Raw genomic sequence first — 13,555 nt, forward strand, 5'->3', positions numbered from 1 at the left:
ATTATTGTAATTGTCAAAATAGTTTTGACTTGCGTTCGCGCTGTGTGCCTCTCACGGCCGCTCGGGCACTTTGCGCATGGGCATATAGCGGACTATGCAGTAGATTGAGGCGGCGAGGGTGATGGCTCCCCCGATATAGCCTATGTAGGCCATGAGCGAATGGTCGCAGACTATGCCGCCGACAAACGCTCCCGCTCCGATGCCGAGGTTGAAAATGCCTGAGTAGAAGCTCATCGGCACAGCCGAGTCGGTCGGGAAGAGCCCGACTATCTCGCTCTGGAAGGCTATGTTGTAGATGGTCATGCACAGGCCCCAGGCTATGCACAGCGCGCCAAGCAATATCGGTGATATGTGGCCGGCCGGAAGAAGCAGGGCCATCACGGTCGGAAATCCTATGCAGGCCGTGAGTATAAGGGTGCCCGAGTGGCGGTAATAATAGCGCGACATGATGTAGCTGCCGAGCAGTCCGGCCACGCCGAAGAGCGACAGTGTCAGCGTGACGGCCTCTTCGGTCATGCCGATTATCTGTATCATGAAAGGCTCGATATAGCTGTAGCCGGTGTAATGGCCTGTGACTATGACAGCCGTGATGATGTAGATTACGATGAGCGGACGGCATGTCAGCAGGCTGCGGAGCATCTGACGTCGTGACACGTCTCCGTCGGACTGGGGCAGTGTCGGAAAAATCGTCAGCAGGCCTATGATGATAAGTCCCGACAGACCTCCGAGGGCGGCGAAGGCCATGCGCCATCCGGCCACCAGTCCGAGCACACGTCCCAGCGGTAGCCCCGCTATGAGGGCTATGCCGCCTCCGGCCACGAGGGTCGAGAGGGCGGTGGCCCGCTTTTGCGGCGGGGTGACGGCTACGGCCATTGCCGGAGCTATCGACCAGAACAGCGAGTGGGCCAATGCAACACCGATACGCGAGGCCATGAGCGAGTAATAGCCGGTGGAGAGCACTGTGGCTATGTGGCTGACAAAAAAGAGCGTGACGACTCCGGTCATGAGCCTGCGATATTCCACTCGGGCAAACAGCAGCATCAGGGGCAGTGACATGAGTGCCACGACCCATGCGTAGACCGTGATGAGCAGTCCGGCGCGGGCTTCGCTTACACCAAACGACCCGGCGATGTCGCTGAGCAGTCCGATGGGTATCAGCTCGGATGTGTTGAAGGTGAATCCTGCCAGGGTGAGCAGCAGGAGCGGAAACCAGAAACTCGATTCCTTACTCATGAGTCTGGTGGGTTTGGCCGTCGGTCGGTTGTGTGGCGGCCGATTGTTCACCGCTGAGCATTCCGCAGGCGGCCTCGATGTCTTCGCCGCGCGAGGCGCGTATGGTGGCCGTGATGCCAAGCTCGTTCAGGCGGTCGCGGAAACGTTCCATGGCCTCGCGGGTGGCCGGGCGGCCTTCAAAGTCGGGTATGGCGTGGAAGCGTATCAGATTCACGCGGCAGTCCGTGCCCTTGAGTATTCGGGCCAGCATGTCGGCATGCCGCATATCGTCGTTGACACCGCGCCACATGATATATTCGGCCGAAAATCTGCGCTGGTGGGCGAAATCATAGTCGCGAAGCAGCCCGATGACGCGTGTGAGCGGAAACGCACGCTCCACCGGCATAAGGCCCTCGCGCTCGGCGGTATAGGGGGTGTGGACGCTAATGGCTATGTGCACTTTGGTCTCGTCGAGCAGACGGCGCAGTCCGTCGAGCTTGCCTATGCTCGACACGGTGATGCGCTTGGGGCTCCATGCGAGGCCCCACGGAGCGGTGAGTATCTCGATGGCACGCAACACCTCGTCCACATTGTCCATCGGTTCGCCCATGCCCATGAACACTATGTTGGTCAGCGACTCCGAGTCAGGTATGGAGAGTATCTGATTGATGATGCCGGCCGCGCTCAGGTCGCCGTGATAGCCCTGACGCCCTGTCATGCAGAATCGGCACCCCATCCTGCACCCCGCCTGGGAGGAGACGCAGAGAGTGGCGCGGTCGCGGTCGGGGATATACACGGCCTCTATGTCACGGCCCCCGGCTCCGCGTGTGAGGTAGCCTTCGGTCGAGAAGAGATACTTGACAGTGCCGTCGGTCGAGCGCGACGCAAGCCGTGGAGCGGTGCGTCCCACGGTGTAATTCTCTTCGAGGGCCGCGCGGGCCGCCTTGGGCAGCTCGGTCATCTCGGAGATGTCGGTGGCACGGCTCACGTAGAGCCGGCGTGCTATCTGCTTGGCGGCGAAAGGTCGCAGCCCTATCGAGGCGGCCACCTCCTGCAACTGGCCGAGCGTAAGACCTATGAGTGGCTTTTTGGCAGTGGTCATATGACGAAATGTGAGTCTAAACTCTTTAAACTCTCTAAACTCTTTAAACTTTCTTCTTAAAGGCCGGGTCACAGGTAAGTCCCACGCCGAGTTTTTTGAAGATTTTGTGGTCCACTTCGCCGAGCATGACGGTGGAATGCACCTGGCAGCCGTTAAGCTCGGGAAGACGCTCCAGCGCGCGGCGGCAGTTTTCATCCTGACGGCTGAGCACTGAGAGAGCCACCAGCACCTCATCGGTGTGCAGGCGGGGGTTATGACTGCGGAGATAGCTGATTTTGGTATGCTGTATCGGCTCGATAAGATCCTGCGGCAGAAGTTTGACGTTGTGGTCTATGCCGGCGAGGTGCTTGATGGCGTTGAGTATGAGAGCCGCGCTCGGGCCCAGCAGCGGCGAGGTCTTGGCCGTGATGATGGTGCCGTCGGCAAGCTCTATGGCCGAGCAGGGCACATCTTCGGCCTTGGCGCGGTCGCGGGCGGCGGCTATGGTACGGCGATAGTCGAGATTTATGCCGGCCTGATTGAACAGCAGGGCTATCTTGTTGATTTCGGCATCGTTGCTCTCGCCTAAGGCCATGCGGTTGAGGGCGGTGAAGTAACGGCGTATTATCTCGTTGCGCGAGGCGTCACAGCAGGTCTCGTCGTCATCTATACAGAAGCCGACCATGTTGACGCCCATGTCGGTGGGTGACTTGTAGGGGTTGGAGCCGTAGATTCCCTCGAAGAGTGCGTTGAGCACGGGGAATATCTCGATGTCGCGGTTATAGTTGACTGCCTTTTCACCGTAAGCGTCGAGGTGGAACGGGTCGATCATATTGACATCGTTGAGGTCGGCGGTGGCGGCCTCATAGGCTATGTTGACCGGGTGACGGAGCGAGAGATTCCACACGGGGAAGGTCTCAAATTTGGCATAGCCCGCTTCGACGCTTCTCTTGTGCTCGTTGAAAAGCTGGCTCAGACACACGGCCATCTTGCCGCTGCCGGGGCCGGGGGCTGTGACGATGACAAGGGGCTGGGTGGTCTCGATATAATCGTTGCGGCCGAAGCCCTCGTCCGAGGCTATGAGGCTGACATTGGCAGGGTAGCCGTCGATGATGTAATGTACATAGCTTTTGATGCCCATGCGCTCGAGGCGTGCGCGGAAAGCGTCGGCACTGGCCTGGCCGTTGTAGTGGGTGATGACGATGGAGTTGACCGTAAAGCCGCGCTTCTGAAACTCGCTGCGCAGTCGGAGGGCGTCCATGTCGTAGGTGATGCCGAGGTCCTGACGCACCTTGTTCTTCTCGATGTCGACCGCGCTGATGACGATTACGATTTCCGCATGGTCGGCCAGTTGGCTGAGCATGCGCAACTTGCTGTCGGGCTGAAAACCGGGGAGCACACGGCTTGCGTGATGGTCGTCAAAAAGCTTCCCGCCGAGCTCCAGATAGAGCTTGTTGCCAAACTTGGCTATCCTGTCCTTGATGTGCGAGGACTGGATTTTTACATATTTCTCGTTGTCAAATCCGTATTTCATAACGGGTTGCAAAGTTACGGATTTTTTGCGGATTTATAGCGGCAAGCCCTTAAAATTTTCAATCCCCGTGCACAAATTTAGGCGAAAATCGTGATGGAGAGGGTGAAGGTGCGCAGGGATGAAAATTTGTGCGCGGGTTGGATTAAAAAGGTGCGTTCCGGCATGTGTCCACGGCTCGGTCTGCGAAAAAACAACCTCTAATTTGACGCGATGCTGTCTTTAAGCTGCTTTTTTGCAGCGGCAATGTCATCCTTGACCTGCGCGGCCAGCCGGGCCGTGGTCGGGAAGGCCTTCTCGGCCCGGAGATAGCTGATGAAATCGACTGTTATCTCCTCGTCATATATATAACCGATAAAGTCGATGATATGGGCCTCGATCGAGAGTGCGCGCGACGACGCGCCGTCCTCGCTCACGGTGGGACGGTAGCCGATGTTGACCACAGCCTGCCGGCGCACACCGTCGGGTGTGGTCACATAAGCCGCATAGACGCCTGTCTTGGGTATGAGCACCGGAGCCGGCGGCAGAGCAAGGTTGGCGGTGGGAAATCCCAATGTCCGCCCGAGTTTCTTGCCGTTTATGACCTTGCCGCGCAGGCTGTAGGGCGAGCCGAGCAGCTTGGCGGCCTCCTCGGGACGTCCTTCGATGAGGTGACGTCGTATGGCCGACGAGCTGACCGGCGCGAACGGTCCGCGATATTCCGGTGCGGCGATGACCTCTACGCCTACTTCGCGCCCTATGGTGCGATACTGTTCCATGCTGTCGACGAGGTCGTGGCCCAGGCGGTTGTTGAAGCCGACTACAAGGGCCTCGATGGCAAATTTCTTGCGCAGTATCGACAGAAAGTCTTTCGCGCTCATGCGTCGGAGCGATTCGTTGAAACTCAGCAGTATGACATCCTGCGCGCCGGCCTGTGAGAGTAGCCTCACGCGGTCATCGAGAGTGTTGAGCAGGGCCGGGGCTTCGAGCGGGCGCACCACCGAGAGCGGATGGCGCGAGAAGGTCACGACCGAGGGTACGAGCCCGCGGCTGCGGGCCTCGACTCCGAGATAGTCGATGAGAAACCTGTGGCCGGCATGAACGCCGTCATACATGCCCACGGCCGCTATGCGGCGCGATGAGGTGTCATATTTGGTGATGAGATTCATTGGTGTGAGAGGGGAGGTGTGGGGGGATTTACAATACGTCGCAGAGTATGTCGGTGAACTCTTTGCCGGGAGCCACATGGGCGGCGTTGAAGCCGAGACGGCGCGCGGCGTCGACATTGGCCTGGGAGTCATCGAAAAAGAGGGTCTCCTCGGGCTCGATGCCACAGTGGGCGCAGGTGTAGTCAAAGATGGCGCGGTCGGGCTTGTAACACTTGGCCTCGTAGCTTGTGACAATGCCGTCGAAATAGTCTGTCATCTCCCGGCCCTCCTGACGGAACTGCTCGGCTATGTAGCCGTCCATCATGATAGGGTTGGTATTGGAGAGCAGATACACCTTGTAGCGGCGGCGCAGTTCGCGCAGGGCCTTGAGGCGGCTGACAGGGATGCCGGTGAGAAAGAGGTCAAAGGCACGGTCGATTTCGTCGTCGGTCACAGGGCGGTTAAAGAGGGGTCGCATCTGGCGGTGAAACTCGTCGGGAGTGATTTCGCCCTTTTCGAGCGCGAGGAAGGGACCTTTCTGGCCATATTCGCCGAGCATCTCGGCGGCATCGGGCATGCCGAGTGTCTCGAGGGCACGCACGCAGCGCATGCGGTCAAGATTCATTATCACGCCGCCCAGGTCGAAGAGCAGATTTTTTATCATAGTCATTATCTCATTATCCGGATTTCTGCAAAGTTACAACAAATATTCCAATTATGATGTTTTGGGGCGAAATTCGTGGGGGTTAGTTTGCGGCACTTGCGTAATTTTTTGTAATTTTGCACCTTGTTAAAAAGATAGCAATCACTCACACCTATTATCAGCGTGGAAACAAAATACATATTCGTTACCGGCGGCGTAGTGTCTTCACTGGGCAAAGGCATTATCTCCTCATCGCTCGCCTGTCTGCTGAAAGCCCGCGGTTACAAAGTCACAATCCAGAAGTTTGACCCGTACATCAATATTGACCCGGGTACGCTCAATCCCTATGAGCACGGCGAGTGCTATGTGACAGTGGACGGCCATGAGGCCGACCTCGACCTCGGCCACTACGAGCGTTTCACCAATATCCAGACCACACGTGCCAACAATGTGACCACCGGTCGCATCTATCAGAGCGTAATCGACAAGGAACGCCGCGGCGATTATCTGGGCAAGACCGTGCAGATTATCCCTCACATCACCGACGAAATCAAGCGCAACGTCATGGCTCTGGGCAAGACCGGCGATTTTGACTTTGTCATCACCGAGATCGGCGGCACCGTGGGCGACATCGAGAGCCTGCCGTTTCTTGAGGCCGTGCGCCAGTTGCGCTGGGAGCTTGAGGACGACTGTGTGTGCATACATCTGACATATGTGCCGTTTATTCACGCTGCCAAGGAGCTCAAGACCAAGCCGACCCAGCACTCTGTCAAGCAGTTGCAGCAGGTGGGCATCCAGCCCGACGTCCTGGTGCTGCGCACGGAGCACGAGATTCCGGCCGGAATGAGAAAGAAGATCGCACAGTTCTGCAACGTGTCGCCCGACGCGGTGGTGCAGAGCGTCGACGCTCCGTCGATTTACAAGGTGCCTGTGCTCATGCACGAGCAGCATCTCGACGAGATTGTGCTGAAAAAGTGTGATATGCTCCCGCAGGGCGAGCCCGACATGACCGACTGGAACCGTTTCCTCTCGCTCATGGACTCGGCCGAGAGCACCGTGACCATTGGTCTCGTCGGCAAATATGTAGAGCTGCAGGATGCCTACAAGTCGATAGACGAATCGCTCTTCCAGGCTGCCACCTATTGCGGCCACAAGGTGAAGATACGCTACATCCACTCCGAGAAGGTCAATCCCGACAACGTAGGCGGCCAGCTCGAGGGGCTTGATGGTGTTATTATCGCACCCGGCTTCGGCCAGCGCGGCATCGAGGGCAAATTTGTGGCTCTCGAGTGGTGCCGCACTCATGACATTCCCACCTTCGGCATCTGCCTGGGCATGCAGTGCATGGTGATAGAGTTTGCCCGCAATGTGCTCGGGCTCAAGGAGGCCAACTCGACCGAGATGAACCCCAACACCCCCGACAATGTCATCGACCTGATGGAAGAGCAGAAGAGCATCCACAATATGGGCGGCACCATGCGTCTCGGAGCTTATGACTGTGTGTTGCGCGAAGGCTCAAGAGTGGCAGCCGCCTATGGCAAACCTCAGGTCAGGGAGCGTCACCGTCACCGCTTCGAGTTTAACAACGATTACCGCGCCCGTTTTGAGGAGGCCGGCATGAAGTGTGTGGGCGAGAATCCCGACACCCGTCTGGTCGAGGTTGTCGAACTGCCCGACCACCGTTGGTTTATCGGCACACAGTATCATCCCGAGTATTCCTCGACCGTGCTCTCTCCCTCACCGCTCTTCCTCGACTTTATCAAATCGGCAATCGCATATAAAGAAGAAAAGAATAAATAATGGATAAGAACACCCTTACAGGCCTGTTGCTCATGGGCCTCGTCATCTTTGGTTTCATGTGGCTCAACCAGCCCTCGGCCGAAGAACTTGAACGCCAGCGTCAGGAGCGCGCACGCATGGAGGCCGAGGCCGCACAGAAGGCCGATGACCCCTCGCTTCTCACGCTCGACTCCATCACCCCGGCCGAAGTGGCCTCAATAGCCTCGACCATCCGCGAGCTCGGCCAGACCGACACTACGGCCCATACTGCCCGTCTCAGTGTCGAGGGCATGAACCTCACGCTTGACGCCGAGGGCAATGTCGGCGGCACTGTCGAGGCTAAAGGACAGGCCGTGTCGGTGGCACAGTTGCTGAGCAATGACACCTCGTCGCTCGGCACGCCGCTTGCCGCATCGGCTCTCAAGGCTCTGCGTCAGGGTCTCGCCACAGCCGCGCGCTATCGCGGATTTGCCCGTCATCTCTCGGGTGACAGCACTACCGTGAAGCTCGCCAACAAGCTCGTGACCCTCGAGCTCTCCAACAAGGGCGGTGTCATATCGCGCGCTTCGCTCAACGATTATCGCAGCTATGACTCGACCCAGGTGACACTGCTCGACCCGGCCACCGACATGTATTCGTTCACACTCACTTCGGCCAGCCAGCGTTTCGAGACACGCGAGTTTTACTTCCAGCCCGTGGTCGAGAACGACTCGACCGTGTGCATGATGCTCGACCTCGGCGACGGAGCCAAGTGGGGCATACGATATATGCTGCCCTCCGACAGCTATCTGGTGAATATCGATGTGGTGCAGGAAGGCATGCAGGCCATCATACCCACTTCGGTGGCCACGATGGATATGACCTGGAGCCAGAAGATGCGCCGCCTTGAGGCCGGACGCGTGTTTGAGGAGCGCAACTCGGCCCTGTACTATATGTATCCCGACGGTGATGTCGACAATCTCAGCGAGAGCGGAGATGACTCGGAGGATATAACGCAGCGACTCAAGTGGGTGAGCTGCAAGAATCAGTTCTTCTCGGCAGTGCTCATGTCGCGCGGCAACTTTGCCGCCGCCGAGCTTTCAAGCTCAGAGCTTAAGGACAATCCCGACTTTATCAAGCAGATGAATATCGCGCTCACGCTCGACTATTCGGCCTCGCTCGCCAATCCGGCCTCGTTTGTGATGTATCTCGGTCCCAACTCCTATCCCGTGATGAAGGAGGTGGAGAAGACGGTCTTCCCCGAGGAAAACATGCACCTTACCAAGCTCATCCCGCTTGGCTGGCCTATATTCCGCTGGATCAATACGCTGATCATCATCCCCGTGTTCAGCTTCCTTGGCTCGTTTATCAGCAACTATGGCATCATTATCCTGCTGCTGACCATCTTTATCAAGATAATCCTCTATCCGTTCACTTACAAGAGCCTTATCTCACAGGCCAAGATGCGTCTGCTCGCGCCTGAAATCAAGGCTATCAATGACAAGTATCCCGGAAATGAGAACGCCATGAAGCGTCAGCAGGAGTCGATGGCACTCTATTCGCGTGCCGGGGCCAACCCGATGTCGGGCTGTCTGCCCATGCTGCTGCAGATGCCTGTGTTGGTGGCCATGTTCTGGTTCTTCCCGTCGGCCATCGAGCTGCGCGGCGAGTCGTTCCTGTGGGCCAAAGACCTTGCGGCTCCCGATGCCATCGTGTCATGGACTGCCAATATCCCCTTCATTTCATCGACATTCGGCAACCATATCAGTCTCTTCTGTCTGCTGATGACCGCCACCAATATTATATACACCTATCTCAACATGCAGAGCCAGGCCTCGTCGGGCATGCCGGGCATGAAGTGGATGATGTATCTGATGCCGGTGATGTTCCTGTTTATCTTCAACAACTATGCTGCGGGCCTGAGCTATTATTACTTCCTGTCGCTGCTCATCACTATCCTCATGACTTTCACTTTCCGCAAGTTTGTGTCGGAGGACAAGATGCGTGCCAAGATGGCCGAGAATGCCAAGAAACCCAAGAAGAAGGGTTGGATGGCTCAGAAACTCGAGGAGGCCCAGAAGCAGCAGGAGGCTATGCTCCGCGAGCAGCAGAGACGCAATAAGAGGAGATAGTTTAAAGTTTAGGCTATCCTACCCCCCCTTATACTGAATAATGGCAAGGCACTTGCATATGGCTCTTGTCGCTGTCATGGCTCTTGTGGCCATGACGGCGGGAGAGGCTGCGGGGCAGACTTATGAAGTCGTGCCCGGGCAGCTTGCGGCCGAGTGTGCCGTGCCTTCGCGTGCCGGGGTTATCACAGTCACAGGTTCGGTCGATGCTTCCGACCTGGCCTATCTTGCGGCGACAATAGAGGAGCTGCATACGCTCGACCTGTCGGGCGTGACGGTGGCGGCCTACAAGGGGCCCCGGGTTGGGGCTAATGTGTATTCCGCTCCGGCCGATGTGTTGCCCCCTTATATCCTTGCGGGCCTCAGGGCCGCGCATGTGAGGCTTCCGGCCTCGATTACGGCTATCGGGGAGGGCGCGCTGATGGATTCGCGCATCGAAGAGGTGGTGATACCTCAAGGCGTGAGCAGCGTTGGAGCTGACGCTTTCGCGCAATGCTGTCGTCTGACCCGCGCCAAGCTGTCGGAAGGGATGGCTACGGTCGAGGCGAGGACTTTCGAGGGGTGCGGACTGCTTGCCGAGGTGAGCCTGCCCGGCTCGCTGAGTGCCATAGGTGACCGCGCCTTTTTAGGATGTCGTTCGCTCGGGGAGATTGCGATGCCGGAGTCTCTGACTTGCATCGGGCATGAGGCCTTTGCTCTGAGCGGTCTTGAGAGAGTGTCTCTTGACGGCTGCGGGCGATTGGCCTCGGTGGGCAAGAGAGCTTTTGCCTCGTGTGCCCGCCTGGTGTCGGCCACACTGCCCTCGGGGGCCACAGAGCTTGGCGAGGGAGTGTTTTTTGACTGTGAATCGCTTGCCGATGTGCGTCTGCCGTCGGAGGCCGTGAGTGTCCCCGCCCTTGCCTTGAAGGGGGCTGTGAGCCTTGCGTCGGTCAATCTGCCCGACGGAGTGAGTGAGATGGGGGTGCTTGCTATGGCCGGAATGACGGCTGTGGAGACTGTGGCACTGCCTGCGTCGCTGACACATATAGGCGATGGCGCGTTTGAGGGCTGGAGCGGTGTCAGGGAGATTGACGCGCTGCGGCTTGAGACCGTGCCCTCGTTGGGCGATGAGGTGTGGGCCGGAGTGGAGCAGCCGGCTGTGACACTCAATGTGCTCCCCGAACTTGAAGAAGCGTTTCTTGCCGCCCCGCAGTGGCAGGAGTTTTCCATAAGCCGCTCGTCGATCACGCTGTTACCCTCGACCTCAGGGGGCGTCGGGCGTGTTGAGGCCGGTTTTACGGGCATGACTCTGAGAGTCAGCTCGGACACTGAGCTTGAAAGTGTCACGCTCTATGGCGTGGACGGGCGTGTGCTCGAGACGGCGGTCCATATCGGGGCCGACAGTGTGAGTCTGGACACGTCGCGTCATGCGGGAGCCTTTTTTATAGTCAGGGCCGTGACCCGCGACGGAGGCCGCGGAGTGACGTTCAAGCTGATGCGCCAACCGTAGATAAAATCCTTACAATCGTTATAAATCTCTCACCCCACACTCTTAATAAACCCATGGGAAAGAACAAGCTAAAGAAGTTTGCCGAGATGGAGACACTGCCATGTGTCTACCAGTATCCATTCGCTCACCTCAAGGAGACCGGCGGCTGTCCGCTGCGCGGCCGCTGGGGCGAGGAGGTGTTTCACAACAATGCGCCTCTGACGCTTGAGCTCGGCTGTGGCAAGGGAGAATATGCCGTAGGCATGGGCCGCACCTATCCCGACCGTAATTTCATAGGCATCGACATCAAGGGCGCGCGTATGTGGACGGGAGCCAAGCAGGTGTGTGAGGCGGGGATGGACAATGTGGCATTTCTGCGTACCTCGATACATCTTCTGCCGGAGTTTTTTGCTCCGGGCGAGGTGTCGGAGATATGGATAACTTTTCCCGACCCTCAGATGAAGAAGGTCAACAAGCGTCTTACGGGGACGCATTTCATGGAGATTTACCGTAAGGTGCTTTCGGCCGACGGTACCATAAGGCTTAAGACTGACTCGCCTTTTCTCTATGCCTATACTCTGGAGATGATACGCCATAACAATCTGCCTCTTCTTGCGGCTACCGATGATCTGTATCACTCTCCGCTTGCAGCCGAGGTGCCGCCCATCACGACGTTTTATGAGAGCCAGTGGCTGTCACGCGGCATACCGAGCAAGTATATCGCCTGGCAACTGCCTCAGGATGCTGTGCTGACGGAGCCGGAGGTGGAGATTGAGCCTGATACGTATCGCTCGTTCGGACGCGGATCGCTTTGAGGTGTGGAGTTTATAGTTTATAAACTGCGGTGCTGATGAAGTTGTTACAGTGTTGACTGTAAATCATTAATTATAAGAAAAACAATCATAAGACATGACATTATATCCTTCACTTATAACCGAGGCTCTCGCGACAGTGCGTTATCCCGGTAACGGCAAGAGTCTGATCGAAAATTCGATGGTGGCCGATGATATACGTATCGACGGCGAGAGTGTTAGTTTTACACTAATCTTTGACAAGCCGACCGATCCGTTTATGAAGTCGATGGCCAAGGCAGCGGAGACTGCGATACATACATATGTGTCACCGGAGGTAAAGGTTACGGTGCACACAGCGTCGCGCCAGCCGGCTCCGGCCAAGGCTGCTCCGGTGTTGCCGGGCGTGAAGAATATCGTGGGTGTGTCGTCGGGCAAAGGCGGTGTGGGTAAGTCGACTGTCGCCGCCAATCTTGCTGTGGCTCTTGCACGCGAGGGCTATAAGGTGGGACTGCTTGACGCTGACATTTTCGGCCCTTCGATGCCTAAGATGTTTGGTATCGAGGACCAGCAGCTCTATATTCATGATGTCGACGGCCGTCAGATGATAATCCCTGTGGAGCGTTACGGCGTGAAGTTGCTGTCAATAGGTTTTCTGGTAGACAAGGACAAGGCTGTGATGTGGCGCGGGTCGATGGCGTCGAATGCTCTGAAGCAACTGATTTCGGAGGGCGACTGGGGCGAGCTTGATTATTTCCTTATAGATATGCCTCCCGGCACGAGTGATATTCATCTGACGCTTGTGCAGACGCTGGCCATGACGGGTGTGGTGGTTGTGACCACTCCTCAGGAGGTGGCTCTGGCTGATGCCCGCAAGGGTATCTCGATGTTTAAGGATGATAAGGTGAATGTGCCTATACTCGGACTTGTGGAGAATATGGCGTGGTTTACTCCGGCTGAACATCCCGATGAGCGTTACTATATATTTGGCCGCGAGGGCGGTGTGAAGCTTGCCGAGCATATGGGTGTGCGTCTGCTCGCGCAGATACCGCTTGTGGCTTCGATCGCTGACAGCGGTGACAACGGTTGTCCGGTGGCTATGACTGACAGTATCACGGGCCATGCTTTCGCTCATCTGGCCCATGAGGTAATCGATGCTGTGGCTGAGCGTAACTCTGTGCTGCCTCCGACTCAGAAGGTGCAGCTTAAGTGACTCAATAAATTGAAGGTTATAAGGTTATAGGCTTATAAGGTTATAGGCTTATAAGATTATAAGGTTATATCACCTAAGATAATTATATTTTGAAAATATTTCTTAACCTTGGTTCCAATCTCGGTAACCGGGAGGAGATGCTCGGTCGGGCGGTCGCGCTCTTAAGGGATGCGCTGCCCGGCCGAGTGACATGCTCACGGATGCTTGAAACCCCTGCGTGGGGGTTTGAATCGGATAATCCTTTTCTGAATGTGGGGGTGGCTGTGGAGACTGAGTGTGCTTTGTCTCCTATGGAGGTGCTGCGCATTGTGGAAGGGATTCAGCGTGATCTTGACCCGTCACCCCACCGTGATGAGGCGGGGGGCTATATTGACCGGGCTATCGATATCGATATTGTCGCTATCGATGATGTGGTGATGGATACGCCGGAGCTTACGCTGCCGCATCCGAGGATGCATCTGAGGGAGTTTGTGCTTGTGCCGATGGCTGAGCTTGCTCCAGACTGGCGTCACCCGAGGTTTGGACTGCGGGTTGATGAGATGGCAGGTGATGAGCCTAATGGGGCGGATGGCTGACGATATATTAAAGATTGGCTGCGCGGC

The 13,555-nt window shown here is 57.0% G+C and carries 11 protein-coding genes; 6 read left to right on the forward strand and 5 right to left on the reverse strand.

Translation table 11 applies throughout. From position 1 onward, the window contains the following. Positions 1–51: 51 nt before the first annotated feature. From QGT73_RS05025 to QGT73_RS05045, 5 genes are all read right to left on the reverse strand, one after another. Entirely contained in the window at positions 52–1,233 is a 1,182-nt protein-coding gene (locus QGT73_RS05025; RefSeq protein ID WP_280121703.1) for an MFS transporter, read from the reverse strand. Next, complete coding sequence (gene rlmN, locus QGT73_RS05030; protein WP_280121704.1) at positions 1,226–2,314, reverse strand: dual-specificity RNA methyltransferase RlmN; 1,089 nt, start codon at positions 2,312–2,314, stop codon at positions 1,226–1,228. The genes QGT73_RS05025 and rlmN overlap by 8 nt, the downstream gene beginning before the upstream one ends. Before the next feature lie 43 nt (positions 2,315–2,357). After that, on the reverse strand, positions 2,358–3,827 hold the full coding sequence (locus QGT73_RS05035) for a DUF1846 domain-containing protein (protein WP_280121705.1): 1,470 nt from the start codon (positions 3,825–3,827) through the stop codon (positions 2,358–2,360). A gap of 197 nt (positions 3,828–4,024) precedes the next feature. Continuing rightward, positions 4,025–4,972, reverse strand: coding sequence for a riboflavin biosynthesis protein RibF (gene ribF / locus QGT73_RS05040; protein WP_280121706.1), 948 nt, complete (start codon positions 4,970–4,972; stop codon positions 4,025–4,027). 28 nt (positions 4,973–5,000) lie between these two features. Beyond that, positions 5,001–5,615: an HAD family hydrolase gene (locus QGT73_RS05045; protein WP_280121707.1), complete on the reverse strand. Its 615-nt coding sequence runs from the start codon at positions 5,613–5,615 to the stop codon at positions 5,001–5,003. 162 nt (positions 5,616–5,777) lie between these two features. Between QGT73_RS05045 and QGT73_RS05050 the strand changes: the two genes are divergently transcribed. From QGT73_RS05050 to folK, 6 genes are all read left to right on the forward strand, one after another. After that, positions 5,778–7,394: a CTP synthase gene (locus QGT73_RS05050; protein WP_280121708.1), complete on the forward strand. Its 1,617-nt coding sequence runs from the start codon at positions 5,778–5,780 to the stop codon at positions 7,392–7,394. Next, entirely contained in the window at positions 7,394–9,484 is a 2,091-nt protein-coding gene (gene yidC, locus QGT73_RS05055) for a membrane protein insertase YidC (protein ID WP_280121709.1), read from the forward strand. The genes QGT73_RS05050 and yidC overlap by 1 nt, the downstream gene beginning before the upstream one ends. Positions 9,485–9,524: 40 nt before the next feature. Next, complete coding sequence (locus QGT73_RS05060; protein ID WP_280121710.1) at positions 9,525–10,970, forward strand: leucine-rich repeat domain-containing protein; 1,446 nt, start codon at positions 9,525–9,527, stop codon at positions 10,968–10,970. A 53-nt stretch (positions 10,971–11,023) separates the two neighbouring features. Then, positions 11,024–11,764, forward strand: a complete 741-nt coding sequence (trmB, locus tag QGT73_RS05065; protein ID WP_280121711.1) for a tRNA (guanosine(46)-N7)-methyltransferase TrmB — start codon at positions 11,024–11,026, stop codon at positions 11,762–11,764. 94 nt (positions 11,765–11,858) lie between these two features. Then, positions 11,859–12,953, forward strand: coding sequence for an Mrp/NBP35 family ATP-binding protein (locus QGT73_RS05070; RefSeq protein ID WP_280121712.1), 1,095 nt, complete (start codon positions 11,859–11,861; stop codon positions 12,951–12,953). Positions 12,954–13,042: 89 nt separating this feature from the next. Then, entirely contained in the window at positions 13,043–13,528 is a 486-nt protein-coding gene (gene folK, locus QGT73_RS05075) for a 2-amino-4-hydroxy-6-hydroxymethyldihydropteridine diphosphokinase (protein WP_280121713.1), read from the forward strand. Positions 13,529–13,555 lie beyond the last annotated feature (27 nt).

The organism is Duncaniella muricolitica (genome assembly GCF_910574735.1).
In the GTDB taxonomy this organism is placed as follows: Bacteria; Bacteroidota; Bacteroidia; order Bacteroidales; family Muribaculaceae; genus Duncaniella; species Duncaniella muricolitica.

Coding starts and splice junctions, on each gene's coding strand:
- QGT73_RS05045 (WP_280121707.1), bottom strand. CDS start 5,615: ATGATAAAAAATCTGCTCTTCGACCTGGGCGGCGTGATAATGAATCTT.
- ribF (WP_280121706.1), bottom strand. CDS start 4,972: ATGAATCTCATCACCAAATATGACACCTCATCGCGCCGCATAGCGGCC.
- QGT73_RS05060 (WP_280121710.1), top strand. CDS start 9,525: ATGGCAAGGCACTTGCATATGGCTCTTGTCGCTGTCATGGCTCTTGTG.
- yidC (WP_280121709.1), top strand. CDS start 7,394: ATGGATAAGAACACCCTTACAGGCCTGTTGCTCATGGGCCTCGTCATC.
- trmB (WP_280121711.1), top strand. CDS start 11,024: ATGGGAAAGAACAAGCTAAAGAAGTTTGCCGAGATGGAGACACTGCCA.
- QGT73_RS05035 (WP_280121705.1), bottom strand. CDS start 3,827: ATGAAATACGGATTTGACAACGAGAAATATGTAAAAATCCAGTCCTCG.
- QGT73_RS05025 (WP_280121703.1), bottom strand. CDS start 1,233: ATGAGTAAGGAATCGAGTTTCTGGTTTCCGCTCCTGCTGCTCACCCTG.
- rlmN (WP_280121704.1), bottom strand. CDS start 2,314: ATGACCACTGCCAAAAAGCCACTCATAGGTCTTACGCTCGGCCAGTTG.
- QGT73_RS05070 (WP_280121712.1), top strand. CDS start 11,859: ATGACATTATATCCTTCACTTATAACCGAGGCTCTCGCGACAGTGCGT.